Below are 26,288 nucleotides of genomic sequence, written 5' to 3'. Positions count from 1 at the left end.
GTGCCCGGCGTGTCAGCTGGCAGCACCCTGCCCCGGCAGGACGTTGCGAAAGGCCCGGCCGGGCTTCAGCAGCGCGCCCCGGCCAGTGAGCGGGCGAACACCAGGACCACCTCGTGGAAGAGGTACTGCGGCAGCCCCGTCGCGTCCACGCCCACCGTCTCCAGCAGGGACACGTCGGTCAGCCGCTCCAGGAAGTCCTCCGCCTCCTGCTCCGGGATCCCGAGGAGCAGCCCCGCCGTGACCGCGGGGAACGGGCCGCGCCCGAGCGCCGTCAGCTCGGCGAGGAGCTCGTGCTCCCGCGCGCCGAAGCCGCGCATCGAGGACAGCACGGACTGCCGTACGTCGAGGTCCCCGAAGCGCAGCTCCTGCAGGCGCGTGTCCTCTTTCGCGAGCCGGTCCGCGAGCCGCGTCGCCGACCAGTGCGGCCGGGACGCGAGGCGGGCGCCGGCGACCCGCAGGGCGAGCGGCAGCCCGCCGCAGGAGTCCGCGATGGCGGCGGCCGCGTCGGGTTCGACCGCGATCCGCCGGAGGCCGGCGACCGCGGCGAGCAGGGCGAGGGATTCGGCCCGGTCCATCGGCGCGCACGCCGTCGTGTGCGAACCGGACACGGCGCACAGCCGGGCGCGCGCCGTGACCAGCACCGTGGCCGAGGCGCTGCCCGGCAGCAGGGGATCGAGCTGGAGGTCGCCGGCCGCGTTGTCGAGGAGGATCAGCAGCCGCTTGCCCGTCGTGCGGGTGCGGTAGAGCCGCACCAGCTCGTCCAGGTCGGCGGGCGGCCCGTCGGGGGCCGCGGCGGGCTCACCGAGGGCGCGCAGCAGCCGTACCAGAACCTCGGCCGGGTCCTTGGGCGTGCCGTCCGCGTGGCACAGGTTCGCGTACAGCTGCCCGTCGGGGAAGTGCTGGACGCTGGCGTGCGCGGCGTGCACGGCGAGCGCCGTCTTGCCCACCCCGGCCATGCCGGTGATCAGCATGCGCTGCGGCCGGAAGACGGGCTGACGCCCCGCGCGCGGCGGCGCCAACTGCTTCAGCAGGTAAGCGAGTTCCGCCTTGCGGCCGGTGAAGTCGGCGATGTCGGCGGGCAGCATCGCGGGTGGCGCGGCCTGGGGCGCGGGCGGCGGCGCGAACGTCAGCGGCCGCCCGCCCGGATTCTGCGGGGTGTTCGCGTGCGGCGCGGTCGCCGCCGTCGCGGCCGGTGGCCGGGGCAGGTCGAGGGTGCTGTTGAGCACCGCCTGGTGGGCGGCGTTCAGGTCGGCGCCCGGGTCGACGCCCAGTTCTTCGGCGAGCGTCCGGCGGCCCTGCTGGTAGACGTGCAGCGCGTCGGCCTGCCGGCCGCACCGGTACAGCGCGGTCATCAGCTGGGCGCGCAGCCGTTCCCGCAGCGGGAACTCCGCGACCAGGCCGACCAGTTCGGGGATCAGCTGCTGGTGCCGGGAGAGCGCGAGGTCCGCCTCGATGCGGTGTTCCAGCATCGTGGTGCGCGCTTCCTCCAGTTGCGGCAGTTCGGCGTCCGCGAGGAAGGTCGTGACGTTGGCGAGCGCGGGGCCGCGCCACAGGTTCAGTGCCCCGCTCAGCAGTTCGTGCGCGTCCTCGTAGCGCCGCTCGGCGAGTGCGGCCCGGCCGAGCCTGCCCAGCCGCTCGAACTCCGAGGTGTCGAGGCGGGCGTCGTTGATGTGGATGAGGTAGCCGGGCTGGCGGCGGACCAACTCCACCTCCGGGCCGAGGAGTTTGCGCAGCCGGGAGATGTACGTATAGATCTGTGCGCTCATGGTGGCGGGCGGGTCCCAGCCCCACAGCAGCGCGCTCAGCCGGTCGTCGGTGACGATCTTGCCGCGGGCCAGCAGCAGCGCGGCGAGCACGGTGTGCACCTTCGCCCCCGACATGGAGACACGCCGTTCGCCCTGTCTGGCTTCCACCGGACCGAGAAGCTGGAAATCCATGAGTCCCCCACTCACTTGCGTTCACTGCTGTCGAGACGGCCGGCTGGATTGCCGAAGTCTTCTGTTGAACCATTCTTCGAGGGCATGACCTGGTAAGTCGCCGGCGGCGGAGGGCAGGAGGCTGCGGTGGCAAGACGTTGCACGCTCATCGGGGCGTTCACAGTCCCGGACTGAAACCCATGCCGTAGCCGACGAGGACGAAGGCCGGCGCCCACACCGCGCTGCTCACGAAGGACCAGGTCAGATAGGACCGCACGGGCATTCCCGAGACCCCGCACAAGGTCGGTACGAGGGTGCGCAGCCCCGCGGTGAACCGCCCCACGAACACCGCCCGGCCGCCGTGCCGCTGGATGGCGGACAGGGCGCGTGCGGTGATGTGGGGCCGCAGCAGCCGGCGCGGTACGCGGTCCAGGAGCCGGGTGTTCCAGCGCCGTCCGGCCGCGTAGCCGAGGCCGTTGCCGAGCACCGCGCCGAGCAGCGCGGTGACGACGATCCAGCCGAGCGGGACCCGGCCGTGGTGCGCCAGCATGCCGCCCATCACCACGGCGGTCTGCCCCGGCAGCAGCACGCCGATCAGCGGCAGCGCGGCCTCCAGGGCGGGCAGCAGCAGCACCGCCGCCAGGATCCCCCAGATCCCGAACATCAGGGTGTGGTCGGTCAGCCAGGCCAGCATCTCCGGCCTCCTTTCGCTGCCTCCAAGACAACCGCGCGGGCCCGCGCGGAACACGACCACTGGGCTGAGTCCTGGGGTAGGGCAGGCACTACCCCAGGACCTCGGTCTGGAGGGATGGCTCCGGCAGAGAACCGCCTTCTACCGTGAGGCCATGCGCTCACTCAACGTGTGGCAGGCCCTGTCCCGCTCCGGCTACCTGCTCTCCGCCTGGCCCTGGCGGGCCGCCGGTTACCTCCTCAGCAGCACCCCCGTCGGCATCGTGGTGCTGCTGGCGATCGTGCTCGCGGCGGCGATCGGCAGTGCGCTGGCCGTCGTGCTGATCGGCCTGCCGCTGCTCGCGCTGCTCGCCCTGTCCGGGCTGCCGGTGGCGGCCGTGGAGCGGCGGCGGCTGCGGCTCGTCGACCGGCGGCCGGCCCCCACGCCGCACCGGGTGCCGGACGAACCGGGGCTGCTGGCCTGGGGGCGCACCCGGTTCCGGGAACAGGCGACCTGGCGGGAGCTCGGCTACACGCTGGCGTTCGCGACGGTGCTGTGGCCGCTCGACCTGCTGGTGTTCGTCATGGCGCTCGTCGTGCCGGTGGGGCTGGTGGCGACGCCGGTCCTGATGGCGACGGTCGGGGATGGCGAGGAGGCGCCCGTGCTGAAGATGTGGACGGCGACCAGCTGGCCCGAGGCGTTCGCCGTCGCCGTCGCCGGCCTGCTGCTCTTCGCCCTCAGCGGTTATGTGATCGGCGCCGTGGCGGTGGCCCGCGCCGAACTCACCCGTCTCCTCATCGCGCCCGTGGAGACCGACCTGGGGGAGAAGGTCACCGAACTCGTGCGCTCCCGCGTCCGGTTGGTCGACGCGTTCGAGGCGGAGCGCCGGCGGATCGAACGCGACCTGCACGACGGCGCCCAGCAGCGCATCGTCGCCCTGACCATGGCGCTCGGCCTGGCCCGGCTCGACGCCCCGCCCGGCCCGCTGGCCGACCAGCTCGCCAAGGCCCACGACGAGGCCGGCAAGGCGCTGGCCGAGCTGCGGGAGCTGATCCAGGGCATCCATCCGAAGGTTCTCGCCGACTTCGGGGTGGGCGCGGCGGTCGCCGACGCCGCCGACCGGTCGGTGGTACCGGTGGACGTCTCGGTGGAGTTGCCGCGGCGGCTGCCCGAGGCGGTCGAGGCCGCCGCCTACTTCGTGGTCTGCGAGGCGCTGGCGAACGTCGCCAAGCACAGCGGGGCGCGGCGCGCCGAGGTGGTCGGCCGGTACGCGGACGGGTGGCTGGTCTTCGAGGTGGGGGACGACGGGTGCGGTGGCGCGGACGCCCAACGGGGCAGCGGCCTCACCGGACTTGCCGACCGGGTGTCCGTGCTGGATGGCAGACTGACCCTGTCCAGCCCCGCCGGCGGCCCGACCCTACTGCGTGTGGAGATCCCTTGCGAGCCGACAGAGCACTCCGTGTAGTCCTGGCCGAGGACAGTGTGCTGCTCCGGGAGGGACTGATCGGCCTGCTCGGTCGCTTCGGCCACGAGGTGGTCGCGGCGGTCGGTGACGCGGAGGCGCTGATGACGGCCGTCACCGAGCACACCCCCGACATCGTGGTCACCGACGTGCGGATGCCGCCGGGGTTCACGGACGAGGGGCTGCACGCGGCGGTGCGGCTGCGGGAGGCCCGGCCCTCGCTGCCGGTCCTGGTGCTGAGCCAGTACGTCCAGCGCAGTTACGCCTCCGAGCTCCTCGACTCCGGGGACGGCTCCGGCGTCGGCTATCTGCTCAAGGACCGGGTCGGCCAGGTCGAGGAGTTCCAGTCGGCCCTCCTGGAGGTCGCCGGGGGCGGCACGGTCGTCGACCCGGAGGTCGTCCGTCAGCTGCTGCGCCGCCGGCGTGACCCGCTGGAGCGCCTCACGGCCCGCGAGCGCGAGGTCCTGGCCCTGGTGGCGGAGGGCAAGTCCAACACGGCGGTCGCCCGCGAACTCGTCGTCTCCGAGGCGGCGGTGGGCAAGCACATCGGCAACATCCTCGCGAAGCTGGACCTCCCCCAGGCGGACGAGACCCACCGCCGGGTCCTCGCGGTCCTCGCCTTCCTGCGCGGCTGATGGGCTGACCCATATATGGCTGCGCCATAGCCCCCGCGGCCAGGCTGTGCCCGCCCCGCGCATCAGCGCCGGGCCCACCCACAGCCCGCCGGAGGATCCCCGATGCGCAGCCGTTTCGCCACGCCCCTCGCCGCCGCCGCTCTCGCCGTGCCGCTCGCCCTCGGCGCTGCGGCTGCCCCCGCCCAGGCCGCCCCCGCCGACAAACCGAAGGTGCTGAGCGGCTGGACCCAGACCGGCGCGAGCAGCTACAACTCCTGGGTGGCGGCCCGCAACAACCAGGCTTCCTACAGCGCGTACGGCTTCGACTGGTCGACCGACTACTGCACCACGTCGCCCGACAACCCCTTCGGCTTCCCCTTCCAGATGTCATGCGCACGCCACGACTTCGGCTACCGCAACTACAAGGCCGCGGGCTCCTTCGACGCCAACAAGGCCCGCCTCGACGACGCCTTCTACGCGGACCTGAAGCGGGTGTGCACCGCCTACTCGGGCATCAAGCGCGCTTCCTGCGACGCCTCCGCCTGGACCTACTACCAGGCCGTCGACAAGCTCGGCTAGGACTGCCCGCGCGGTACCCCCGCACATGTGAAGGTCCGGAATTCAAGGACGCCGGAGATTTGCCGACCGGAAACCGGTCGGCAATTCCCGTGCGGAGGGAAGTAGCTTGCCAGGCAAGGCGAAAGACCCGCCCCCGAAGATTTCAGGAACGGGCCTTTCTGTGGCCGGGTCAGTCCCAGCTGGGGTCCTGCGGCAGCGCCGACGGGACACTGTCCCAGCTCGGGTCCTTCTGCACACTGTCCCAGCTCGGGTCTTCCTGCACGCTGTCCCAGCTCGGGTCTTCCTGCACGCTGTCCCAGCTGGGGTCCTTCTGCGCACCGTCCCAGCTCGGGTCCTCCTGCGTCACCGCCACGCGTACGGCCGAGTCCCCCGCCACCTGCGCGACCGCCCCCGCGGCCGGCGCGCCGAGCGCCACGACGGCGACGGCGGCTATGGCGACAAGACCTGTGCGCAGAACGCTGACCTTCATGTGATCCCCCTGGACGTTTCCGGATACCGGAAAAGATGCTGAGCGAGCGGGTCGCGCATTCCATCGGAATTCTGAGGCCCGCCCTCCGATGAATGAGATTCTTGTCCCTCGGTCACCCCTGTCACCAGGGCAATCCCATGTCAGGGTGCTGCGCTGGCAGTAGCTTGACAGCGGATCACCGTATTCCGATTCGGCGGCCGGAAGTATTCCGTTTACCGCTGTGTAGAAGAAGTAAAGGTGAAGGGCCTAAAGCTGGTTCTGAAGTGCACCCTTGAACTCTTTCCGAGGAGTACTCAGATGACCCTCGCCGCCGAGCCAGCCACCGGCCCACCGCTGCCCCAGCTCGCCGAAAGGCCGGATCTTGCCACGCGCACCGCCGAGCTGCGCGGCTACCACGAGGAGGCACGGCGCGGCCCGGACAAGCAGGCCACGGCCCGTCAGCACGCACGCGGCAAGCTCACGGCCCACGAACGCATCGCGCTGCTCTTCGACGCGGAGTCGTTCACCGAGGTCGAGCCCCTGCGCAGGCACCGGGCCGTCGGCTTCGGCATGGAGTACAAGCGCCCGTACGCCGACGGGGTCGTCACCGGCTGGGGCACGGTCCACGGCCGCACCGTCTTCGTGTACGCCCATGACTTCCGCGTCTTCGGCGGCGCGCTCGGCGAGGCCCACGCCGAGAAGATCCACAAGGTGATGGACCTCGCGGAGGCGGCCGGCGCCCCGCTGGTGGCCCTGTGCGACGGAGCGGGCGCCCGCATCCAGGAAGGGGTCACCGCACTCGCCGGCTATGGCGGCATCTTCCGCCGCAACGCCCGCTGTTCCGGGGTGATCCCGCAGATCAGCGTGATGCTGGGCCCGTGCGCGGGCGGCGCCGCCTACTCTCCCGCGTTGACGGACTTCGTCTTCATGGTGCGCGGCACCTCGCAGATGTTCATCACCGGCCCCGACGTGGTGCAGGCCGTGACCGGCGAGCGGATCGACCACAACGGCCTCGGCGGCTCGGACGTCCACGCCACCACGACGGGCGTGGCAGCTTTCGTCCACGACGACGAGGAGTCCTGCCTGGAGGAGGTACGGCACCTCCTGTCGCTGCTGCCCTCCAACAACCGCGAACTCCCCCCTCACCAACCGTCCGACGACCCGGCCGGCCGCCGCAACGACGCACTCCTCGACCTCGTCCCGACCGACCCGTCGCGCGCGTACGACATCAGGGACGTCATCGCGGAGATAGTCGACGACGGAGACTACACGGAGGTGCACGCCCGCTGGGCGGGCAACGTGGTGTGCGCCCTGACCCGGCTCGACGGCCACGTCGTGGGCATCGTCGCCAACCAGCCGTCGTCGTTCGCCGGGGTGCTCGACATCGCGGCCAGCGAGAAGGCCGCCCGCTTCGTGCAGACCTGCGACGCCTTCTCCATCCCCCTGATCACCATGCTCGACGTTCCCGGCTTCCTGCCGGGCCGCGAGCAGGAGCACGGCGGCATCATCCGGCACGGCGCGAAGCTCCTGTACGCCTACTGCAACGCGACCGTGCCCCGCATCCAGCTGATCCTGCGCAAGGCGTACGGCGGCGCCTACATCGTCATGGACTCCCGCTCGATCGGCTCCGACCTCTCCTTCGCATGGCCGTCGAACGAGATCGCCGTGATGGGCGCGGAAGGCGCGGCAGGCGTCGTCTTCCGCCGCGAGATCGCCGCGTCACCCAACCCCGAGGCCACTCGCGCCCGGCTGATCGAGGAGTACCGCTCCGAGCTGATGCACCCCTACTACGCGGCGGAACGCGGCCTCGTCGACGACGTCATCGACCCCACGCAGACTCGCGCACTCCTCATCCGCTCATTCGCGATGCTGCGCACGAAACACGCCCCGCTCCCAGAACGAAAGCACGGCAACCCACCCGTATAGGAGCCCCCTTGCCCCCGACCTCGAACCCGACCCCGACCCCGAATCCGAGCCCTGTGTTCACCGTAGAACGCGGCACCCCCGACGCCACCGAACTGGCCGCCCTCACCGCGGTCCTCCTCACCCGCGCCAGACTCCCCCACCCCCCGCCCCTCACACCGGCCCCGCCCCGCCCGACCTGGCCCCACCCGTCCTACCGACTCCCCGGCGCCTGGCGCCGCTGACAACCACGCAGGGGCCCGACCCGCTCTGGTGGATTGCGGATCAGGCCCCTGACCTGCTACCGCCCGTCGCTGATCAGGGCGGCAGCCGGCGCGATCCCGAAGTCGATCAGATCGGGCTTCAGCTCCGGCGGGACCTCAACAGCGACGACAGCCACCCCTGGGAGCACCTCCACCAGGACCGTCGACGCCGTCGTCGAGTCGACGTCCGCGTCGGACGTCGGATCGTCCGCAGCCGGTGAGCCGGCGGGTATTGCCCCGGCCGTTCTCATCAGGCTCGGCGATCTCCATCGAGTCCGAAGGGTCCTGCATGCGATCTCCTCCTCTGCAGGCGCGCGCAACGGCCGGACCTCGTCGGCGTTGACTGCCGAAGTTTACGGCTCAACGCCCTGCGGTTCAGGCCGAATCCGACGGGCTGATTCCGCACTTGCCGGTGCCGGCTGAGCTCTCCAGGACTCCGCCCCGGATGAGTGGATCAGCGCAGTCCGGCGAAGAGATCGTTCTCGGGCAGGGCCGCGCCGGTGGTGTCCTGGACACGTACGAAGGTCTCCATGCCCATCAACTCGCCGAACCTCTCCTTGCCCATCCTGAGGAAGAAGATGTTCTCGCCCTGACTGGCATGCGCGGCCAACGCGTCGAACTTCTGACTGCTGAACGCGGTGGTGTCCACCCACGTGGTGATTTCATCGTCGGGGAGGCCGATCTCGGCCATCGCGGCGGCCTCGGCGGGATCCGGCTCCGGCATGTCCGGATGGAACTCGCGCATGATCTCGCCGAACCGCTGCATCATCGAGCGGGGCATCGTGGTCCAGTACACCTTCGGTGTCAGCGCGGTCATCTCCAGCGCCGCCATCGTGATGCGGTGGGCCTGGATGTGGTCGGGGTGTCCGTAGAAGCCGTTCTCGTCGTAGGTGACGACCACATCAGGTCGGTAGTGCTGCATGAGTTCCGCGAGTCGGGCCGCGCCTTCCTCCACGGGGGTCTGCCAGAAGGATCCAGGGGCGTCGTTGCTCGGCCAGCCCACCATCCCGGAGTCTGCATAGTCCAGCATCTCCAGATCGCTGATCTTCAGGACGTCACAGCTCGCTTCGAGTTCTTGACGACGCATCAAGGCGACCGCCGCCGGGTCGTGCCCCGGCTCGCCCGGCTTGACACCCCCCGGTCCGTCACCGCAACCGCCGTCGGTACACGTCACGAGAACCGTGCGGATGCCTTCCGCCGCGTACCGCGCGAGGACACCTCCGGTTCCGGTGGCCTCGTCGTCGGGGTGGGCGTGTACTGCCATGAGCGTCAAAGGCCGGTCAGTCATCAAGTGATCCTCCTGCAGAATTACGGCTTGGTCCGAGTGAGCGGTGGGCGTACCGCGATCCCGCGGCCCGGATCCTGTCGGGGCAGATGACCTTGCGGTCTCCGAGTTCCCCGCCCATGCAGCGCTGGCCCCTCGGTCGATGCAACAGTGCCGGCTGGACCCACTGTTCCCGGCGCGGCTGCACGTATCAGCGCCGGGCCGGATCCGACTTCCATCCGGCACCAGGCGCTTCCTTCTCTACGGCTGCCGGACGGGTGCGTGGGGCCGAGTGGATCCTCGCGGTCTATCCGTTCGAGCTGGGCGGTCCGTCCGTTGCCTGGCAGCTCAGCGCCTGCGGCCGTGCCGTCTCCGCGATACCCGAGTGGAACGCGTACTTCACCACGGGCGTCTCCTACGAGGCGCTTGCCGATCTCCTCGTGGCGATCGACGCCCGTGAGGCACCCGATGTCGGCTTCGAGGGGCCCGAGACGGTCCTTGACGCGCTGAGTGCCCGGGGTTGAATCCGCGACGTGGGTCATCCCCGCACCACTGCCGCAGACCCCGGGTTCTCCGCCTGCGTCTCTCTGGAAATGCTGCCGCCGCTCATCGAGGACGCCGACCCGCGTCCTGACCTGGTGGGCTGGCAGGCGTGGGCGGACCCCGTCCCGGCGGCCCCGTACCTGTGGTGTGCCAGCTCCAGCGCCAGCGTCCCCCATGACCCTGGTCGCCGCGTTCGCGTCTTCACTCGCGTCCCCGGCCCCGGTGCCTCGCCACACTGTGCCCGAGAACGCTGCGGGCGGCTCACTGTCGTCCGCAGCGACTGACAGCCCCTGCCCCAGAGCATCCGCTGTTGAGCGGCTTGTCGCCGATCTCCCAGAGCGGTAGCAGATGCTCTCCTCGGCGCAAGCCGTGGGGTGACCCTTTTAGGGCGCATGCAGCGCACTCGAAGGCGGAACGCCTCGCTGGGACCCACCCGGGAGCCGGATCCCGAAGTCCACACTCAGTTGGCTCCCAAATGACTCCCTGGGCGGGACCGCAGAACAAATCAGGCCCGGTGCTGATCTCTCAGTACCGGACCTGACCTGGTGTTGCTCTGTCGGGGTGGCGGGATTTGAACCCACGACCTCTTCGTCCCGAACGAAGCGCGCTACCAAGCTGCGCCACACCCCGATTGTCGCTGCTCGTCGCGGCGACGTCGTTTACTTTAGCCCACCGGCGGCCGGAGGCGAAATCCGGTTTACCAGCGGCGGCGGAGCGGGTTCGGGCGGATGTGGTCCAGGGCTACGAGGAGGACGCCCAGGGCGTAGAGGGCGAGGCCGAGGAGGAGGGCGTTGCCCAGGACGCCCTTGTATCCGTGCTGGTCGACGTCGAGGAAGGGGTAGAGGTAGCGGTCCTGGGTGTCGGGGATGAGCAGCTCGCCGCGGGCCAGGGAGAAGGCCAGGTAGGCCAGGGGGTAAAGGATCCACGCGGCGGCCTGGCGCAGGTGCAGGCGGCCGGGGGCGGTGAGCAGGAGCCAGTCCAGGACCGCGGCGACGGGGACGGCCGTGTTCAGGAGGTGGGTCGCGACCGCGTGCCAGCCGGAGCCGGTGCCGTCCGTCACGGCGAACGGACTCGCCGCGTTGGCCAGGAGCAGGTGGTGGACGAGCCCGGCGGCGACGACGTAGAGCAGGGCCGCGCCCGTGAGGGCCCCTGAGAGGGGGCGGCGGGCGGACCAGGCGCGGCGGGCGGAGGCGATCAGGACCAGGGCCAGCAGGATGCTGCTCTGCGTGGTGAAGTGGCTCAGGGGCCTGGTGACCGGCCCAGCCGTGAGCAGCTCGATGGTCACGCCCGTCACCGCCAGCAGCGCGGTGACGAGGCGGAAGACGGCGACCAGCGGGCGGCGCACGGGGGTCACGACGGCCGTGGCCGGGACGGGGGAGGGCAGCAGTCTGGGCGGGCCCGGGACCGCGGGGAGGTCCGGGATGTCCCTGGGTATCGGGGCTGTCATGGCCTCACGCTAGGCAGGCCGGACATACCGGGCTATACGGGTGGGCCATGTGGGCTACCTGCGGGGCCTGCGGACCTCCAGACCTCCGGGCCTGCGGGGTCCGGGAACCTCCGGGCCTCCGGGGCCTCCGGGGCCTCCGGACCTCCCGGGCCTGCGGGGCCTCCGGACCCCGTATCCCCCGGCCCACCCGAATGTGAGCCCCGCAGCCCCGCTACTCCCGCCCCACCAACGTCAGCAGCGTCGCCTCCGGTGGGCAGGCGAAACGTACCGGGGTGTAGCGGTTGGTGCCGCAGCCCGCCGACACGTGGAGGTAGGCCGTACGGCCCTCGGCCGTGTGTGTCGACAGGCCCTTGACGCGCTCCGTGTCCAGGTCGCAGTTGGTGACCAGGGCGCCGTAGAAGGGGATGCACAGCTGGCCGCCGTGCGTGTGGCCGGCGAGGAGGAGGGGGTAGCCGTCCGCCGTGTAGGAGTCGAGGACGCGCAGGTACGGCGCGTGGACCACGCCCATCGAGAAGTCGGCCGTGCCGGAGGGGCCGCCGGCCACCTGCGCGTACCGGTCCCGCTTGATGTGCGGGTCGTCCAGTCCCGTCAGCTCGACGGACACGCCCTCGACCTTGAGCGTGCCGCGCGTGTTCGTGAGGTTCTGCCAGCCGGCGGCGTCGAAGCCGTCGCGGAGGTCCTCCCACGGGTTGTGGACGACGCCCTCGGCGGGCGCGTTGCCGTTCAGGCCGTGGCGGCCCTGGGCCTTCTCGATCAGGTACCGGGCGGGATTGCGCAGTTTGGGGCCGTAGTAGTCGTTGGAGCCGAAGACGTAGGCGCCCGGGAACTCCATCAGGGGGCCCAGGGCGTCCAGGACCTCCGGGACGCCCTCCGGGTCGGACAGGTTGTCGCCGGTATTGATCACGAAGTCGGGGCGCAGGCCGGCCAGCGAGCGCAGCCAGCGCTGCTTCTTGCGCTGGCCGCCGACCATGTGGATGTCGGAGACCTGCAGCACGCGCAGGGGGCGCATCCCGGCGGGCAGGACGGGGACCGTCACCCGTCGCAGGCGGAACGAGCGGGCCTCGAAGCCCGCCGCATAGACCAGTCCGGCGGCGCCAACCGCCGTGATTCCCAGGGGTACTCCGTATCGCGCGCGCATACGTCCATCGTGTCAGAAGCGGTGGCGGGGGCCGACCGCCTGTGGACAAGCCGGCAGGCCACTTAAATCGGCAGGCGCCCTTCCTCCCGCACCTGCGACAATCACTGCCATGACCACGCTCAAGTCGAAGCTGCAGGACGACCTCAACGCCGCGATCAAGGAGCGCGACGAGCTCCGCTCCTCCACGCTCCGGCTGACGCTCGCCGCGATCACCAAGGAGGAGGTCGCGGGGAAGGAGAAGCGGGAGCTCTCCGACGACGAGGTGCAGAAGGTGATCACCCGTGAGGCGAAGAAGCGCCGCGAGGCCGCGGACGCCTTCGCCCAGGGCGGCCGCCCCGAGAGCGCCGAGCGGGAGAAGGCGGAGGGCGAGGTACTCGCCGCCTACCTGCCGAAGCAGATGTCCGACGACGAGCTGAACGCGATCGTCGCGCAGGCCGTCGAGGAGGCGAAGGCGGCCGGTGCCGAGGGGCCGCGGGCCATGGGCGCCGTCATGAAGATCGTGAACCCGAAGGTGGCCGGGCAGGCCGAGGGCGGCCGGGTCGCCGCCGCGGTCAAGAAGCTGCTGGCGGGCTGAGCCTGCCCCACCGCGGGCGACCGTATCGAGACGAAGACCGACGACGAAGACCGACGACGAAGACCGGCGGCCCCCTCCGGTGAGGAGGGGGCCGCCGGTCTTCGTCGCCGCTACGGGACCTCAGTCGCGTCGGCCGCCGACGCCGTTGCCGCCGTTGCCCTGTCCCTGGAAGAGGTTCCCCGGGAAGCCGCCGTCGGTGCCGCCGTTGTCCGTGCCGCCGTCGATCAGGCCGCCGATGACACCGCCGTCGCCGTTGCCGCCGTCGCCGTTGTCCTCGTCACCGTTGCCGCCGTCGTCCCGGTCGCCGTCGTCGCCCCGGCCCTTGTCCTTCTCCTTGCCGTCCGGGATGTCGACGAGGTTGAACTCGGAGACCGGCTCGCCCTCCAGCGCGCCCGACATCATGTCGCCCCAGATCGGGCCGGGGACCGCGCCGCCGAAGACCTTGCCGTGCGGGACACCGCCGATGGTGATGTCGACCATCTTCCGCTCGTGCTTGGGGTCGCCGACCCACACGGCGCCGGCGAGGTCCGGCGTGTAGCCCACGAACCAGGCCGCGTACCGCTCGTCCGTCGTACCGGTCTTACCGGCGCTCGGGCGGCTGTCGAGGCCGGCCTCCCGGCCCGTACCGTCCTCGACGACGCCCTTGAGGAGCGTGTTGACGGTGTCGGCCGTGGTCTCGGACATGGCCCGCGAGCAGGTGGACTTCGGAACCTCGAGCGACTTGCTCTTGTTGCCGACCCGCTGGCTGATCGACTCGATGGCGATCGGCGTGCAGTACATGCCGCGCGAGGCGAAGGTCGCGTACGCGTTCGCCATGGTCAGCGGGGACACCTCGGTGACGCCGAGGGCGATGGACGGCGTCTGCTCCAGCTTGTTGCCGTTGGCGCGCTGGACGCCCATCTTGTCCGCCATCTGCGTCACCGGGCAGATGCCGATGTCGCTGATCAGCTGCACGTAGTAGGTGTTGACCGACTTGGCGGTCGCCTCCTTCATGTCGTACGGGCCGACCTCGGTCTCGTTCTCGTTGGCGAGCTCCGCGGGATTGTCCCGGTCGTTGATCCACCGCTTGCCGTCGCAGGCCGCGACCGGGCTCGGGTACTCCATCTCGTACGGCGAGGAGTACGACTTCGTCGCCGGCATGCCACCCTCGATGGCGGCGGCGGCCACGATCGGCTTGAACGTCGAACCGGGCTGGTAGCCCGCCCCGCCGCCCATGGCGTTGTTGACCGAGAGGTTGAGCGTCGTCTCGCCCTGCTTGACGTCGATGCCGTACGGACGCGACTGGCCCATACCCACGATCTTGCCGGTGCCGGGCTCCACGATGGTGGCCGCGGTCGCCACCTCGTCGCTCGTGTAGACGTGGTCCTTGATCGACTGCTGTACCGACTTCTGGGCCTGCGGGTCGAGCGTCGTGCGGATCGTCAGGCCGCCCTGGTTCCAGATCTTGGCCCGGTCCTCCTTGGTCTTGCCGAAGACCGGGTCGCTCAGGAACACCGCGCGGACGTAGTCGCAGAAGAAGCCCGCGCCCTTGACCGCGGTGATGCAGCCGTTCTTGGGCCGGCTGACCTTCAGCCCGAGCGGGGCCTCCTTCGCCTTGTCGGCCTCCGCCTGGGAGATGTCGCCGACCTGCGCCATGCGCGTCAGGACCACGTTGCGCCGCTTGGTGGCCTCCGCCTCGTCGTTGACCGGGTCGTACCGGCTGGGCGACTGGACGATGCCGGCCAGGAGGGCGGACTCCTGGATGTTGAGGTCCTTGGCGGACTTGGAGAAGTAGCGCTGGGCGGCCGCCTCGACGCCGTAGGCCTGCTGGCCGAAGAACGTGATGTTCAGGTAGTTCTCGAGGATCTTCTTCTTGCCCAGCTCCTCCTCGACCTGGATCGCGAGCTTCAGCTCGCGGATCTTGCGGCCGATGGTCTGCTGGGTGGCCTGGGCGACCTTCGTCGGGTCGTCACCGGCCTCCTCCACGAAGACGTTCTTGACGTACTGCTGCGTGAGCGTGGACGCGCCCTCGGAGACCTCGCCGCTGCGCGCGTTCTTGTTGAGCGCGCGCAGGACGCCCTTCAGATCGACCGCGCCGTGCTCGTAGAAGCGCGAGTCCTCGATCGCGACGATCGCCTTCTGCATGTACGGCGAGATGTCCTTGAGGGCCACCACCGTGCGGTCGCGTGAGTAGACCGTGGCGATGGTCCCGCCCTCGGCGTCGAGGATGGCGGTGCGCTGGCTCAGCGGGGGAGTCTTCAGGTTGGCCGGGAGAGCGTCGAAACTCTCCACCGACCCCTTGGCGGCCAGCCCCAGCGCGCCCACGGCGGGCAACGCGATGCCGGCCAGCACTGCTCCCGCGAGCACACTGACACCGAGGAACTTGGCGGCCTGCTGCGTTGGCGACAGACCACCGCCCGAGCGCTTCTTTGGCATGGAGGCAGCCTAATCCGTAGTTATGAGCGATCCGTCGGAGCGGGTGTTCCTCGGAGCGTTCGAGTACCAGACTGTGACATCCAGAGGCAGCCGGGCCGACAAGGCCTCAACGTAGACCGGGTGCGCGGTCTGGTGCGAGTGGTGGTGGCAGTCACGCAGGCGCCGGACGGATGCCTCACGACCGCCGAGCCTTGACGCCTAGCTGTAGACCGTGCGTCGTCCGGCGCCCGCGCGACCGCCACCACCTTCGTCGGCGCCGGACGGATTCCTAAAGCCAGCCTGGTCCATGAGGCCTCGGCTGAGACCTGGTGCCGTCCGGCGTCGTCAATCCCAATCGCCTTGATCACTCGTTGGCTTTGGTGGTGCGAGCCCATCGCACGGTGACCTCTTGATATGCCCGAGCCGTCTGAGCTCCCGCATAGACCGAGGCCCGTGGGGTGCGCTGGTGCCACGAACGGCTAGTGAGGTGGCGGCCCGACCGCGATGCGGTCGAGGCCTGGGATTAGGTCGCTGCGTGGCCCGCATGCGCTCGTGACCAGCGCAAACACCGAACTCTGGGGAGGGAATCTTGATCTACTGCGGAATCGACTGGGCGGAACGAACCCACGATGTCGCCTTGGTCGACGACACCGGCCAGCTGCTGGCGAAGCGGCACATCACCGACGACGCAGCCGGCTACAGGGTCCTGCTGGAACTGCTCGTCGAGTATGGCGACATCGAGGAGTGTCCGATCCCGGTCGCGATCGAGACCTCCCGCGGCCTGCTCGTCGCGATCCTGCGGACCGGCACGCGCAAGGTGTTCGCGATCAATCCGATGGCCGCCGCCCGCTACCGCGACCGGCACAGCGTTTCCCGCAAGAAGTCCGACCCCGGCGACGCCCTGGTCCTGGCCAACATCCTCCGCACCGACATGCACGCCCACCGGCCCCTGCCCGACGACTCGGACCTCGGCCGCGCGATCACCGTCCTCGCCCGCGCCCAGCAGGACTCGCTGTGGAACCGCCAGCAGCTCGCCAACCAGCTCCGCTCCCTGCTGCGCGAGTACTACCCCGCTGCTCTGGCCGCCTTCGCCAACTGGACCAACGGCCTGTGTCGACCTGGAGGCCCGCGAGCTCCTCAAGACCGCCCCGACCCCGGCCCGGGCCGCGCGGCTGAACCGCACCCAGATCCAGGCCGCGCTCAAGCGCGCGGGTCGCCAGCGCGGCATCGAGGCCGAGGCCGAGCGCCTCCGCGAGGTCTTCCGCGCGGAGTGGGCCCACCAGCCGCCGCTGGTCGAGGACGCGCTCGGCAAGCAGATGCTCGCCCTCCTCATCCAGCTGGACGCCGCCTGCACCGCCGCCGACCAGCTCGCCGAAGCGGTTGAAGAGGCCTTCCCGCAACACCCGGATGCTGAGATCCTGCTGAGCTTCCCCGGACTCGGCATCCAGCTCGCCGCCCGAGTGCTGGCCGAGATCGGCGACGACCGCGCCCGGTTCGCCGACGCCCGCGGACTCAAGGCATACGCCGGCTCCTCACCCATCACCCGCGCCTCCGGCAAGAAGTCCGCCATCACCAGACGCTGGGTGAAGAACGACCGGCTCAACCACGCCGGCTACCTCTGGGCCTTCGCCTCACTCCGGGCATCCACCGGAGCCAACGCCCACTACAGGCGCCGCCGCGAACAAGGCGACTGGCACGCGGCCGCCCAGCGCAACCTCTTCAACCGCATGATCGGACAGCTCTACCACTGCCTGCAGCACCGGCGATGCTTCGATGAGAGCCTGGCCTTTCCGGCGTCACCTGAAGCGACAGAAGCCGCTGCTGCATAGATCAACCGACTGGGTCGCAGCTCACTTAGGGATGACCAGCCCGCGGTCACGCAGCTGAGGCAGACAGATCTTCAGGCAGGCCTCCACCGAGGCCGCATCAGTGCGCACGAGCAGGTCCTCATAAAAGGGGCCGCCGTTCGCGACGAAGGTCCACGGCCGGACGCCATCACGCATGCGCTCCGCATCCGCCTTCAAGAGCACCGTGACACCCTGCTCGGCCAGCGCCTCCATCACGCGCACAACGTCGACCATCGTTCCAACCCACCCGTTCGAATAGGGAGGTCACGCTACACGGGCCAGGGGGGTGCGACTTGACGGCATAGCAACGTGAGGTGTCTACGTTCTCATTCGCCGGACACGCGTATATGCCTTGGCCTAAGCTGCACTCAACTGTCACAGCAGTGAGGCCACGTATCAATACGTCCGGCGACCCCGAATCGTTCCGGATCTGCTCGACTTTTTTCTGAAGGGCCCCGCTGGGGGGCGCGTTGGTGTGTACGGGCGCGTGCCACGGTGTGTGGGATGCGTGTCCGAATCCGCCTCGTGTGTCAATTGGTGTCCGTTGTGGCGCAACAGAGATGACCTGAATGCCGGGATCATCGCGAATGTCGCCAGCTCACTCCCCCGGGTGATCTGCCGCTTACCCATAGTCCGTTCGGGCCATTCAAGATTGGGCCCGAAGGGGGTGTTGCGCTGTGCCCACCTTCCGTAACGTCCTCAACTGGCGGCGGTGAATATGCCGCTGCCGCCGTGGGGGAGCCTCGATTCGGGAGAGGACGGCGCCGGTATGGGCTGGGTAACCGACTGGAGTGCGCAGGCCGCCTGCCGCACTACCGATCCGGACGAACTGTTCGTTCAGGGAGCAGCGCAGAACAGGGCCAAGGCGGTGTGCACCGGATGTCCGGTACGCACCGAGTGCCTGGCCGACGCGCTGGACAACCGCGTCGAGTTCGGCGTGTGGGGAGGCATGACGGAGCGGGAACGCCGCGCACTGCTGCGCCGGCGGCCCACCGTGACCTCCTGGCGCCGACTGCTGGAGACGGCGCGGACGGAGTACGAACGAGGGGTCGGCATCGTGTCCCTCGACGACGAGGAGATCTACGAGAACTACGCGGCCGTGGGCTGAGCCGGCCCGGGGATCGTTCCCCGGACACGGATGTGCCGGGGCGCGGATGTCCCGGTCGGATCAGACACCCGTCTCGGGCAGCTCGGGCCGGTCCGTCGCGAGACGGACGCCGATGTCCCGCAGCCCCGCGAGGTCGTGCACATCGCCGGGCAGCGCGGCCACTTCGGTGACCGCCACCTCGGGGTGACGCGCGGTGAAGCGGTCACGCGTGCGCTGCTCGCGGGCGAGCAGATGCATCCGGTCCGCGTGCAGCCTCAGCAGGCCCGCGGTGAGCTGGTCGACGGAACGCTCCGGTGTGCCGTCCGGCGCGCCGCTCAGTGTGTCGTCCAGCGTGCCGTCCGTTGTGTCGGGAGCCTCGGGAGAGGGCTCGGGAGAAGACTCGGAAGAGGGCTCGGAAGAGTCTGAACTGCCGTGCGTGTCGGGAGAGTTACGAACTCCTACTTTCCCGCCGTCCTGATCCACAATGCGGGCATCCTCAAGATTTTCCCCGGCGAGACTTTCCGCGGCGGCGAGCGCCCGCTCGGCCGACAGCCGGTCGGCGCCGCTGCCGTGGACCCGGTTGAGCACCAGACCGGCGAGCGGCATGTCCTCGGCCGCCAGCCGCTCCACGAAGTACGCGGCCTCGCGCAGTGCGTCCCGCTCCGGGGCCGCGACCACCAGGAACGCCGTCCCGGGCGCCTGGAGCAGCTTGTACGTCGCGTCCGCGCGCGTGCGGAAGCCGCCGAACATCGAGTCCATCGCGGCCACGAAGGTCTGCACGTCCTTCAGGAACTGCCCGCCCAGCACCTTCCCCAGGACGCCCGTCATCATCGACATGCCGACGTTCAGGAACTTCATGCCGGCCCGGCCGCCGACCTTCGCCGGGGCCAGCAGGACGCGGATCAGCTTGCCGTCCAGGAAGGACCCGAGACGCTTGGGTGCGTCCAGGAAGTCCAGCGCCGAGCGCGACGGCGGCGTGTCGACGACGATGAGGTCCCACTCGTCCCGCGCCCTCAGCTGACCCAGCTTCTCCATCGCCATGTACTCCTGCGTGCCCGCGAAGCCCGCCGAGAGCGACTGGTAGAAGGGGTTGCCCAGGATCGCCGCCGCCCGCTCGGGATCCGCGTGCGCCTCGACGATCTCGTCGAAGGTGCGCTTCATGTCGAGCATCATGGCGTGCAGCTCACCGCCCGCCGAGTCGTCGACGCCCTTCACCCGGCGCGGGGTGTTGTCGAGCGAGTCGATGCCCATGGACTGGGCGAGTCGCCGGGCCGGGTCGATGGTGAGGACGACCACCTTGCGGCCCCGCTCGGCCGCACGCAGCCCCAGGGCCGCCGCGGTGGTCGTCTTGCCGACCCCGCCCGCGCCGCAGCACACCACGATGCGGGTCTTCGGGTCCTCCAGCAGCGGGTCGACGTCGAGCACACGCGCGGGGGAGAGGCGCCGCGCGCCCTCCTGGTGCCGGGCCGGGTCCGGACTCATGCGATCCCCTGCTTCCGCAGCTCGGTGGCCAGTTCGTACAGGCCCGCCAGGTCCATGCCCTCGGCGAGCAGCGGGAGTTCGTGCAGCGGCAGGTCCAGCTCGCCCAGGACGCCCCGCTGCTCCGCCTCCAGCGCGTACCGCTCGGCGTACTCCTCGGCCTGCGCCAGCAGCGGATCGACCAGCCGCTCGGCGTGCCCGCCCCGCCGCGCCCCGCCGAGCCCGGCCCCCGACAGGGACCGGGCGAGTGCCGTACGCGGGGTGCTCCGTACGAGTTCCAGGTCGGCCGTGTCCAGCACCTCGGGCCGGACCATGTTGACCATGACCCGCCCCACGGGGAGCCGCGCGGACCGTAGCTCGGCGATGCCGTCCGCGGTCTCCTGGACGGGCATCTCCTCCAGCAGCGTCACCAGGTGCACGGCGGTCTCCCGCGACTTCAGCACCCGCATCACGGCCTGCGCCTGATTGTGTATCGGGCCGACCTTCGCGAGACCGGCCACCTCGTCGTTGACGTTGAGGAACCGCGTGATGCGGCCGGTCGGCGGGGCGTCCATGACGACGTAGTCGTACGCGAACCGCCCGCTCTTGTCCTTGCGCCGGACCGCCTCGCACGCCTTGCCGGTCAGCAGGACGTCTCTGACGCCCGGCGCGACGGTGGTCGCGAAGTCGATCGCCCCGAGCTTCTTCAGCGCCCGCCCGGCGCTGCCCAGTTTGTAGAACATCTGGAGGTAGTCCAGGAGCGCCAGTTCGGGGTCGATGGCCAGGGCGTACACCTCCCCGCCCCCGGGAGCGACGGCGATCTTCCGCTCCTCATAAGGCAGCGCTTCGGTTTCGAAGAGCTGCGCGATGCCCTGGCGACCCTCGACCTCGACGAGAAGCGCGCGCTTCCCCTCGGTGGCCAGGGCCAGCGCGAGGGCCGCGGCCACCGTGGTCTTGCCGGTTCCGCCCTTGCCGCTGACGACCTGGAGCCTGCTCACGTATTCGAGCGTAACCAGTCCGCGCGCCGAGTACGCCGGAGGCTGTGGACAAGGTGTGGAGAACGCCTCCCCGGTCGGCCGTCCGAGGGGGCCCGGGGCAACGGCTAGAGTCGGCCACATGACCAAGTGGGAATACGCAACCGTGCCGCTGCTCGTCCACGCCACGAAGCAGATTCTGGACACCTGGGGCGAGGACGGCTGGGAGCTCGTCCAGGTCGTGCCCGGGCCGAACAACCCCGAGCAGCTCGTGGCCTACCTGAAGCGGGAGAAGCAGGCATGAGCGCCGTCGAGGCGAAGCTGGCCGAGCTCGGCCTGACGCTGCCCGAGGTCGTTCCGCCGCTGGCCGCGTACCAGCCGGCCGTGCAGTCCGGCCCGTACGTCTACACCTCGGGCCAGCTGCCCATGGTGGAGGGCAAGCTTCCGGTCACCGGCAAGGTGGGCGCCGAGGTCACGCCGGAGGAGGCCAAGGAGCTGGCGCGCACCTGCGCGCTGAACGCCCTGGCCGCCGTGAAGTCCGTCGCCGGTGACCTCGACCGCATCGCGCGCGTGGTGAAGGTCGTCGGCTTCGTCGCGTCGGCGTCCGACTTCACCGGCCAGCCGGCCGTGATCAACGGCGCCAGCGAACTCCTCGGTGAGGTGCTGGGCGACAAGGGCGTCCACGCCCGCAGCGCGGTCGGCGTGGCGGTACTGCCGCTGGACGCGCCGGTGGAGGTCGAGGTCCAGGTGGAGCTCGTCCAGGCGTAGACAGGCGCGGCGCGAACGCGGCGCAGGCGCGGCGCGGGGTGGGCGTTGCCGGCCCGGCAACAAACCTCGCCCTCGCCGCCTCCGCCCCGGCAGGATCGCATCCGGTGCCGCGGACGGGGCGGGAGCCGGTCGTGGTTGCCGGCCCCGGTCCGTCCGGGCGCCGGACCGACCGTGTGCCCCAGGAGGAGCCGTGCCGCATCAGCCCGCGCCGCATCAGCCGCCCGTGACCGATCGGCAGCCCGTAGCCGATCACCAGCCGGTAGCCGATCGGCAGCCCGTAGCCGATCACCAGCCGGTAGCCGATCGACAGCCCGTAGCCGATCACCAGCCCGTAGCCGATCGCCAGCCCGTGACCCATCACCAACCCGCGACCGATCAGCCGCCCGTGCACCGGCTGGTGCCCTCACCGGCCGGCCGGATCCATCTGGTGGAGCAGGGCAGCGGCCCGCTGGTCCTGCTCGTCCACGGCTTCCCCGAGTCCTGGTACTCCTGGCGCCGCCAGCTCCCCGCGCTGGCCGCCGCGGGCTTCCGCGCCGCCGCGATCGACGTGCGCGGCTACGGACGCTCCTCCAGGCCCGACGCGGTGGCGGCGTACCGGATGCTCGACCTGGTGGCGGACAACGTCGCCGTGGTGGAGGCGCTGGGCGAGCGGTCCGCCGTGATCGTCGGCCACGACTGGGGCGCGACCATCGCCGCGCACTCCGCGCTGCTGCGGCCCGACGTGTTCCGCGCGGTCGGCCTGCTGAGCGTGCCGTACACCCCGCCGGGCGGACCGAAGCCCAGCGAGGTCTTCGCCGGCATGAGCGATCCGGCCGGTCCCTTCGCCGGGCAGGAGTTCTACGTCTCCTACTTCCAGGAGCCGGGCCGGGCCGAGGCGGAGATCGAGCCCGACGTACGCGGCTGGCTGGCCGGCTTCTACGCCGCCCTGTCCGCCGACACCATGCCCGCCCCGGAGGCGCCCGACCCGCACTTCGTCGCCCCCGGCGGCAGGCTGCGCGACCGGTTCCCGTCCGGCGGTCGGCTGCCGTCCTGGCTGTCCGAGGAGGAGCTGGACGTCTACGCCGGGGAGTTCGAGCGCACCGGGCTGACCGGCGCCCTCAACCGCTACCGCAACATGGACTGCGACTGGGCCGACCTCGCCGACCACCGCGGCGCCCCGATCACCCAGCCGTCCCTGTTCCTCGGCGGCGGCCGGGACGCCTCCACCACCTGGCTGTCCGACGCGATCGAGGCGTATCCCACCACCCTGCCCGGCCTGACCGCCTCGCACCTCCTCGACGGCTGCGGCCACTGGCTCCAGCAGGAGCGCCCCCAGGAGACGAACCGGCTGCTCACGGAGTGGCTGACCGCCCTGCCCTCCTGACGCCCGTCCGGCCCCGGGAGCCACTCGAACATCCGCCCGTCACCGGATAGCCTCCGGCCATGGCGAACGGTCAGGCGAATGATCAGGCGAGCGGTCGGGCGAACGGTCAGTGGTACCCGCCGGAGTGGCCGGACCGCATCCGCGCACTGGCGGCCGGCACCCTCACCCCCGTCACCCCGAAGCGCGCGGCCACCGTCATGCTCCTGAAGGACGCCGGTACCGGGCCCGCCGTGCACATGCTGCGGCGCCGGACCTCCATGGCGTTCGCCGGGGGCGCGTACGCCTATCCGGGCGGCGGGGTCGACCCGCGCGACGACGACCGTGACATCGGCTGGGCGGGCCCCACGCGCGCGTGGTGGGCGGACCGGCTCGGCGTCGACGAGGCGGGCGCCCAGGCGATCGTCTGCGCGGCCGTACGGGAGACGTACGAGGAGGCGGGCGTCCTGCTCGCCGGTCCGACCGGCGACTCGGTGGTCGGCGACACGACCGGCGCGGACTGGGAGACGGACCGTGCCGCCCTGGTCGACCGTGAGCTGTCCTTCGCGGAGTTCCTGGACCGCCGGGGCCTCGTCCTGCGCTCCGACCTGCTGGGCGCCTGGGCCCGCTGGATCACCCCCGAGTTCGAGTCCCGGCGCTACGACACCTGGTTCTTCGTGGCCGCGCTCCCCGAGGGGCAGCGCACCCGCAACGCCTCCACGGAGGCCGACCGCACGGTGTGGGTCACCCCGGCCGAGGCGGCGGCCGGATACGACAAGGGCGAGCTGCTGATGATGCCGCCGACCATCGCGACCCTGCGCGGTCTCGCGGCGTGCGGTACGGCGGCCGAGGCGCTGGCGTCGGCTCCGGGCCGCGACATGACGCCCGTGCTGGCCCGGGCGCGGCTCGTCGGCGGCGAGATCGTGCTCTCCTGGCCGGGACACGACGAGTTCACCAAGCACGTCCCGAGCACGGACACGGCCGCGCCTTCCGGTCCGGCGCCGGCGACACCTTCCGACCCGACCGGGGGAGCCCCCGCATGACGGACGCAGCAGCACTGCCCGGACAGCCGCGCGGCGGCGTCCTGTCGGGCCCGGCCACCGCGCGCGCGGTGAACGTCCTGGCGCCCAACGCCTCCGCGATGACCCTGGACGGCACGAACACCTGGATCCTCGCCGAACCCGACTCCGACCTTGCCGTCGTGGTCGACCCGGGCCCCCTGGACGACGTCCACCTGCGGCATGTCGTCGACACGGCCGAGCGGGCGGGCAAGCGCGTCGCGCTGACGCTCCTGACGCACGGTCACCCGGACCACGCGGAGGGCGCCGCGCGCTTCGCCGAGCTGACGCGGACGAACGTACGGGCCCTGGACCCGGCGCTGCGGCTGGGCGGCGAGGGGCTGGCCGCCGGTCAGGTGATCGAGGTCGGCGGGCTGGAACTGAGGGTCGTACCGACCCCCGGGCACACGGCCGACTCCCTGTGCTTCCATCTCCCGGCCGACGGGGCGGTCCTGACGGGCGACACCATCCTGGGCCGCGGTACGACGATGGTGGCCCACCCCGACGGCCGTCTCGGCGACTACCTGGACTCACTGCGCAGGCTCAGGTCGCTCACGGCCGACGACGGGGTGCACACGGTGCTTCCGGGGCACGGCCCCGTCCTGGAGGACGCGCAGGGCGCCGTGGAGTACTACCTCGCCCACCGCGCCCATCGCCTCGCCCAGGTCGAGACGGCCGTGGAGGACGGCTACCGGACGCCGGGCAAGGTCGTCGCCCACGTGTACGCGGACGTCGACCGCTCACTGTGGCCGGCGGCGGAACTGTCGGTGCGGGCGCAGCTGGAGTACCTGAGCGAGCACGGGATCATCTAGCCACGCCCCGGGGAGGAAGGTCAGCGGGAGCGCTTGGCCAGCCGCTCCACGTCCAGCAGGATCACCGCGCGGGCCTCCAGGCGGAGCCAGCCGCGCTGGGCGAAGTCCGCGAGCGCCTTGTTGACCGTCTCGCGGGACGCGCCGACCAGCTGGGCCAGCTCCTCCTGCGTCAGGTCGTGCACGACGTGGATGCCCTCCTCGGACTGCACGCCGAAGCGGCGGGACAGGTCCAGCAGGGCGCGGGCGACACGGCCGGGGACGTCCGAGAAGACGAGGTCGGACATGGCGTCGTTGGTCTTGCGCAGGCGGCGCGCGACGGCGCGCAGCAGTGCGGTGGCCACCTCGGGGCGGACGTTCAGCCAGGGCTGGAGGTCGCCGTGCCCGAGGGCGAGCAGCTTGACCTCGGTCAGCGCGGTGCCGGTCGCCGTGCGCGGGCCCGGGTCGAACAGCGACAGCTCGCCGATCAGCTCGCTGGGGCCGACGACGGCCAGCATGTTCTCGCGTCCGTCGGGGGACGTGCGGTGAAGCTTTACCTTGCCCTCGGTGACCACATAGAGGCGGTCTCCGGGGTCCCCCTCGTGGAACAGTGTGTCGCCGCGGGCGAGGGTCACCTCACTCATGGAGGCGCGGAGCTCCGCGGATTGCTCGTCGTCGAGCGCCGCGAAGAGCGGGTTGCGCCGCAGAACGTCGTCCACGAGTTCTCTCCTTGTCGACCGGCTCAGAGGATCATGTTCCCCCGGTGTACCAGGGGTCCGTGGTGCCCATTTTGCCGGACAGTCCAAACAGTGTGATCTGTCACAAGGATGCCGCACTGGTGTCCTGGGGTACGCGGCAGGGGTCCAATTGGGCGCCGATCTTCGGGGTCCGGGGCGGATGTCGGTGCCGGGCCGTACGCTGGCCGGGTGTCCAAATCGCCGGTGAGAGCACAGGCCGAGGGGGCTGCGCGGGTGGGTGTACGTCGCGATTCCGCTGTGGGCGAACAGGGCCCCGATGGCGGTAGGAAAACGGCGAAAGCGACAAAGAAGGCGGCACCTGCCAAGAGGGTGACTGCGCAGGAGGGTGCCGTGAGGAAGAAGACCGAGAAGAGCGTCAAGAAGCAGGCGCCCGTCAAGAAGCCCGCCGTCGCCCCGAAGAAGGCCACGGCCGCCGTCAAGGGCGTCGCCCCGGCGAAGACCGTCGCCCCGAGCGCGCCGCGCGGGGAGTCGCGCACCGCGCTGGTGCGCCGCGCCCGCCGTATCAACCGCGAACTCGCGGAGGTCTTCCCGTACGCGCACCCGGAGCTGGACTTCGAGAACCCGTTCCAGCTGGTCGTGGCCACGGTGCTGTCCGCCCAGACCACCGACCTGCGCGTCAATCAGACGACGCCCGGCCTCTTCGCCAAGTACCCCACCCCGGAGGACCTGGCCGCCGCCGATCCCGAGGAGGTCGAGGAGATCCTGCGCCCGACCGGCTTCTTCCGGGCCAAGACCAAGTCGGTCATAGGGCTGTCCAAGGCCCTGGCGGAGGACTTCGGCGGCGAGGTCCCCGGGCGCCTCGAAGACCTCGTGAAGCTGCCCGGTGTGGGCCGCAAGACCGCCTTCGTCGTCCTCGGCAACGCGTTCGGGTTTCCCACACCGGTACTACGGTCGGGAGGCAGCAACGGGGCCGTGGTGGGCAACGCCTACGGGGTAGCCGCTTAGGTACCACGGTCACGCAAGCCGCACGCCTCTCTACCTAGGAACGGTGGCCCGT

Annotated in this window: 25 protein-coding genes, 1 tRNA gene and 2 pseudogenes; 15 read left to right on the top strand and 13 right to left on the bottom strand. The window is 70.8% G+C overall.

The window, feature by feature from the left end; translation table 11 throughout:
- Window positions 1-65: 65 nt before the first annotated feature.
- Both RI578_RS18430 and RI578_RS18425 read right to left on the bottom strand, forming a co-directional pair.
- The gene (locus RI578_RS18430) at window positions 66-1,937 is read right to left on the bottom strand and encodes a BTAD domain-containing putative transcriptional regulator (RefSeq protein WP_310872087.1); all 1,872 of its coding nucleotides are present in this window, start codon (window positions 1,935-1,937) and stop codon (window positions 66-68) included.
- Between the two features lie 157 nt (window positions 1,938-2,094).
- A complete protein-coding gene (locus tag RI578_RS18425; protein WP_310872086.1) occupies window positions 2,095-2,610 on the bottom strand; it encodes a DedA family protein in 516 nt (171 codons plus the stop codon).
- 151 nt (window positions 2,611-2,761) lie between these two features.
- Here RI578_RS18425 and RI578_RS18420 point away from each other — a divergent pair, with 151 nt between their 5' ends.
- The 3 genes from RI578_RS18420 (at window position 2,762) to RI578_RS18410 (ending at window position 5,241) form a co-directional block, all read left to right on the top strand.
- On the top strand, window positions 2,762-4,051 hold the full coding sequence (locus tag RI578_RS18420; protein WP_310872085.1) for a sensor domain-containing protein: 1,290 nt from the start codon (window positions 2,762-2,764) through the stop codon (window positions 4,049-4,051).
- Window positions 4,024-4,683, top strand: a complete 660-nt coding sequence (locus tag RI578_RS18415; protein WP_121748265.1) for a response regulator transcription factor — start codon at window positions 4,024-4,026, stop codon at window positions 4,681-4,683. The genes RI578_RS18420 and RI578_RS18415 overlap by 28 nt, the downstream gene beginning before the upstream one ends.
- 102 nt (window positions 4,684-4,785) lie before the next feature.
- A complete protein-coding gene (locus RI578_RS18410; protein WP_310872084.1) occupies window positions 4,786-5,241 on the top strand; it encodes a phospholipase in 456 nt (151 codons plus the stop codon).
- Between the two features lie 169 nt (window positions 5,242-5,410).
- Here RI578_RS18410 and RI578_RS18405 read toward each other — a convergent pair whose 3' ends face one another.
- Window positions 5,411-5,710 (bottom strand): hypothetical protein, encoded by a 300-nt coding sequence (locus tag RI578_RS18405; protein ID WP_310872083.1) that lies wholly within the window; start codon window positions 5,708-5,710, stop codon window positions 5,411-5,413.
- Window positions 5,711-6,007: 297 nt separating this feature from the next.
- Between RI578_RS18405 and RI578_RS18400 the strand changes: the two genes are divergently transcribed.
- A complete protein-coding gene (locus tag RI578_RS18400) occupies window positions 6,008-7,615 on the top strand; it encodes an acyl-CoA carboxylase subunit beta (protein WP_310872082.1) in 1,608 nt (535 codons plus the stop codon).
- Between the two features lie 53 nt (window positions 7,616-7,668).
- Entirely contained in the window at window positions 7,669-7,836 is a 168-nt protein-coding gene (locus RI578_RS18395) for an acyl-CoA carboxylase subunit epsilon (protein WP_310872081.1), read from the top strand.
- A 56-nt stretch (window positions 7,837-7,892) separates the two neighbouring features.
- On the opposite strand, the gene RI578_RS18390 is transcribed toward RI578_RS18395, so the two are convergent.
- Both RI578_RS18390 and RI578_RS18385 read right to left on the bottom strand, forming a co-directional pair.
- Entirely contained in the window at window positions 7,893-8,105 is a 213-nt protein-coding gene (locus RI578_RS18390) for a hypothetical protein (protein ID WP_310872080.1), read from the bottom strand.
- 203 nt (window positions 8,106-8,308) lie between these two features.
- Entirely contained in the window at window positions 8,309-9,142 is an 834-nt protein-coding gene (locus tag RI578_RS18385) for a PIG-L family deacetylase (protein WP_310872079.1), read from the bottom strand.
- A 254-nt stretch (window positions 9,143-9,396) separates the two neighbouring features.
- On the opposite strand from RI578_RS18385, the gene RI578_RS18380 reads away from it, so the two are divergent.
- Window positions 9,397-9,642 carry a hypothetical protein gene (locus RI578_RS18380; protein WP_310872078.1) on the top strand — a complete coding sequence of 82 codons (246 nt, stop codon included), beginning with the start codon at window positions 9,397-9,399 and terminating at the stop codon, window positions 9,640-9,642.
- A gap of 575 nt (window positions 9,643-10,217) precedes the next feature.
- Here RI578_RS18380 and RI578_RS18375 read toward each other — a convergent pair.
- From RI578_RS18375 to RI578_RS18365, 3 genes are all read right to left on the bottom strand, one after another.
- A tRNA-Pro gene (locus RI578_RS18375) sits at window positions 10,218-10,291 on the bottom strand.
- Window positions 10,292-10,358: 67 nt separating this feature from the next.
- The gene (locus tag RI578_RS18370) at window positions 10,359-11,108 is read right to left on the bottom strand and encodes a Pr6Pr family membrane protein (protein ID WP_310872077.1); all 750 of its coding nucleotides are present in this window, start codon (window positions 11,106-11,108) and stop codon (window positions 10,359-10,361) included.
- Between the two features lie 211 nt (window positions 11,109-11,319).
- Complete coding sequence (locus RI578_RS18365) at window positions 11,320-12,246, bottom strand: metallophosphoesterase (RefSeq protein WP_310872076.1); 927 nt, start codon at window positions 12,244-12,246, stop codon at window positions 11,320-11,322.
- 109 nt (window positions 12,247-12,355) lie between these two features.
- Between RI578_RS18365 and RI578_RS18360 the strand changes: the two genes are divergently transcribed.
- On the top strand, window positions 12,356-12,820 hold the full coding sequence (locus tag RI578_RS18360; RefSeq protein ID WP_121748291.1) for a GatB/YqeY domain-containing protein: 465 nt from the start codon (window positions 12,356-12,358) through the stop codon (window positions 12,818-12,820).
- A 120-nt stretch (window positions 12,821-12,940) separates the two neighbouring features.
- Here RI578_RS18360 and RI578_RS18355 read toward each other — a convergent pair whose 3' ends face one another.
- The gene (locus tag RI578_RS18355; protein WP_310872075.1) at window positions 12,941-15,235 is read right to left on the bottom strand and encodes a transglycosylase domain-containing protein; all 2,295 of its coding nucleotides are present in this window, start codon (window positions 15,233-15,235) and stop codon (window positions 12,941-12,943) included.
- A gap of 568 nt (window positions 15,236-15,803) precedes the next feature.
- Between RI578_RS18355 and RI578_RS18350 the strand changes: the two are divergent.
- Window positions 15,804-17,043, top strand: a pseudogene (locus tag RI578_RS18350) (IS110 family transposase).
- Window positions 17,044-17,064: 21 nt separating this feature from the next.
- On the opposite strand, the gene RI578_RS18345 reads toward RI578_RS18350, so the two are convergent.
- A complete protein-coding gene (locus RI578_RS18345) occupies window positions 17,065-17,295 on the bottom strand; it encodes a hypothetical protein (protein WP_310872074.1) in 231 nt (76 codons plus the stop codon).
- A 535-nt stretch (window positions 17,296-17,830) separates the two neighbouring features.
- Between RI578_RS18345 and wblA the strand changes: the two genes are divergently transcribed.
- Window positions 17,831-18,169: a transcriptional regulator WblA gene (wblA, locus tag RI578_RS18340; protein WP_310872073.1), complete on the top strand. Its 339-nt coding sequence runs from the start codon at window positions 17,831-17,833 to the stop codon at window positions 18,167-18,169.
- A 60-nt stretch (window positions 18,170-18,229) separates the two neighbouring features.
- On the opposite strand, the gene RI578_RS18335 is transcribed toward wblA, so the two are convergent.
- Together RI578_RS18335 and RI578_RS18330 are read right to left on the bottom strand one after the other, a co-directional pair.
- Window positions 18,230-19,630 carry an ArsA family ATPase gene (locus tag RI578_RS18335; protein WP_310872072.1) on the bottom strand — a complete coding sequence of 467 codons (1,401 nt, stop codon included), beginning with the start codon at window positions 19,628-19,630 and terminating at the stop codon, window positions 18,230-18,232.
- Complete coding sequence (locus RI578_RS18330; protein WP_310872071.1) at window positions 19,627-20,604, bottom strand: ArsA-related P-loop ATPase; 978 nt, start codon at window positions 20,602-20,604, stop codon at window positions 19,627-19,629. Before RI578_RS18330 ends, RI578_RS18335 begins: the two co-directional genes overlap by 4 nt.
- 118 nt (window positions 20,605-20,722) lie before the next feature.
- On the opposite strand from RI578_RS18330, the gene RI578_RS18325 reads away from it, so the two are divergent.
- The 5 genes from RI578_RS18325 to RI578_RS18305 all read left to right on the top strand — a co-directional run bounded on the left by RI578_RS18325 (window position 20,723) and on the right by RI578_RS18305 (window position 24,557).
- Window positions 20,723-20,884 (top strand): DUF4177 domain-containing protein, encoded by a 162-nt coding sequence (locus RI578_RS18325; RefSeq protein ID WP_003975360.1) that lies wholly within the window; start codon window positions 20,723-20,725, stop codon window positions 20,882-20,884.
- The gene (locus RI578_RS18320; protein ID WP_210964067.1) at window positions 20,881-21,348 is read left to right on the top strand and encodes a RidA family protein; all 468 of its coding nucleotides are present in this window, start codon (window positions 20,881-20,883) and stop codon (window positions 21,346-21,348) included. Before RI578_RS18325 ends, RI578_RS18320 begins: the two co-directional genes overlap by 4 nt.
- A gap of 349 nt (window positions 21,349-21,697) precedes the next feature.
- Window positions 21,698-22,711 (top strand): alpha/beta hydrolase, encoded by a 1,014-nt coding sequence (locus RI578_RS18315; RefSeq protein ID WP_310872070.1) that lies wholly within the window; start codon window positions 21,698-21,700, stop codon window positions 22,709-22,711.
- 59 nt (window positions 22,712-22,770) lie between these two features.
- Window positions 22,771-23,730: an NUDIX hydrolase gene (locus RI578_RS18310; RefSeq protein WP_310872069.1), complete on the top strand. Its 960-nt coding sequence runs from the start codon at window positions 22,771-22,773 to the stop codon at window positions 23,728-23,730.
- Window positions 23,727-24,557: an MBL fold metallo-hydrolase gene (locus RI578_RS18305; protein WP_310872068.1), complete on the top strand. Its 831-nt coding sequence runs from the start codon at window positions 23,727-23,729 to the stop codon at window positions 24,555-24,557. The genes RI578_RS18310 and RI578_RS18305 overlap by 4 nt, the downstream gene beginning before the upstream one ends.
- Window positions 24,558-24,577: 20 nt before the next feature.
- On the opposite strand, the gene RI578_RS18300 is transcribed toward RI578_RS18305, so the two are convergent.
- Window positions 24,578-25,252 (bottom strand): Crp/Fnr family transcriptional regulator, encoded by a 675-nt coding sequence (locus tag RI578_RS18300; protein ID WP_003975365.1) that lies wholly within the window; start codon window positions 25,250-25,252, stop codon window positions 24,578-24,580.
- A gap of 207 nt (window positions 25,253-25,459) precedes the next feature.
- Here RI578_RS18300 and nth point away from each other — a divergent pair.
- Window positions 25,460-26,167 (top strand): annotated as a pseudogene (nth, locus tag RI578_RS18295) (endonuclease III domain-containing protein); the annotation flags it as partial.
- Window positions 26,168-26,288 lie beyond the last annotated feature (121 nt).

Origin of the sequence: Streptomyces sp. BB1-1-1 (assembly GCF_031597775.1) — a bacterium.
Lineage (GTDB): Bacteria > Actinomycetota > Actinomycetes > Streptomycetales > Streptomycetaceae > Streptomyces > Streptomyces thinghirensis.
The sequence above is the reverse complement of the archived record's forward strand: the minus strand, read 5'-3'. Positions and strand labels throughout refer to the sequence as shown.

Coding starts and splice junctions, on each gene's coding strand:
- RI578_RS18405 (WP_310872083.1), bottom strand. CDS start 5,710: ATGAAGGTCAGCGTTCTGCGCACAGGTCTTGTCGCCATAGCCGCCGTC.
- RI578_RS18410 (WP_310872084.1), top strand. CDS start 4,786: ATGCGCAGCCGTTTCGCCACGCCCCTCGCCGCCGCCGCTCTCGCCGTG.
- RI578_RS18360 (WP_121748291.1), top strand. CDS start 12,356: ATGACCACGCTCAAGTCGAAGCTGCAGGACGACCTCAACGCCGCGATC.
- RI578_RS18420 (WP_310872085.1), top strand. CDS start 2,762: ATGCGCTCACTCAACGTGTGGCAGGCCCTGTCCCGCTCCGGCTACCTG.
- RI578_RS18430 (WP_310872087.1), bottom strand. CDS start 1,937: ATGGATTTCCAGCTTCTCGGTCCGGTGGAAGCCAGACAGGGCGAACGG.
- RI578_RS18400 (WP_310872082.1), top strand. CDS start 6,008: ATGACCCTCGCCGCCGAGCCAGCCACCGGCCCACCGCTGCCCCAGCTC.
- RI578_RS18365 (WP_310872076.1), bottom strand. CDS start 12,246: ATGCGCGCGCGATACGGAGTACCCCTGGGAATCACGGCGGTTGGCGCC.
- RI578_RS18345 (WP_310872074.1), bottom strand. CDS start 17,295: ATGGTCGACGTTGTGCGCGTGATGGAGGCGCTGGCCGAGCAGGGTGTC.
- RI578_RS18335 (WP_310872072.1), bottom strand. CDS start 19,630: ATGAGTCCGGACCCGGCCCGGCACCAGGAGGGCGCGCGGCGCCTCTCC.
- RI578_RS18355 (WP_310872075.1), bottom strand. CDS start 15,235: ATGCCAAAGAAGCGCTCGGGCGGTGGTCTGTCGCCAACGCAGCAGGCC.
- RI578_RS18305 (WP_310872068.1), top strand. CDS start 23,727: ATGACGGACGCAGCAGCACTGCCCGGACAGCCGCGCGGCGGCGTCCTG.
- RI578_RS18390 (WP_310872080.1), bottom strand. CDS start 8,105: ATGAGAACGGCCGGGGCAATACCCGCCGGCTCACCGGCTGCGGACGAT.
- RI578_RS18385 (WP_310872079.1), bottom strand. CDS start 9,142: ATGACTGACCGGCCTTTGACGCTCATGGCAGTACACGCCCACCCCGAC.
- RI578_RS18325 (WP_003975360.1), top strand. CDS start 20,723: ATGACCAAGTGGGAATACGCAACCGTGCCGCTGCTCGTCCACGCCACG.
- RI578_RS18425 (WP_310872086.1), bottom strand. CDS start 2,610: ATGCTGGCCTGGCTGACCGACCACACCCTGATGTTCGGGATCTGGGGG.
- RI578_RS18320 (WP_210964067.1), top strand. CDS start 20,881: ATGAGCGCCGTCGAGGCGAAGCTGGCCGAGCTCGGCCTGACGCTGCCC.
- RI578_RS18370 (WP_310872077.1), bottom strand. CDS start 11,108: ATGACAGCCCCGATACCCAGGGACATCCCGGACCTCCCCGCGGTCCCG.
- RI578_RS18310 (WP_310872069.1), top strand. CDS start 22,771: ATGGCGAACGGTCAGGCGAATGATCAGGCGAGCGGTCGGGCGAACGGT.
- wblA (WP_310872073.1), top strand. CDS start 17,831: ATGGGCTGGGTAACCGACTGGAGTGCGCAGGCCGCCTGCCGCACTACC.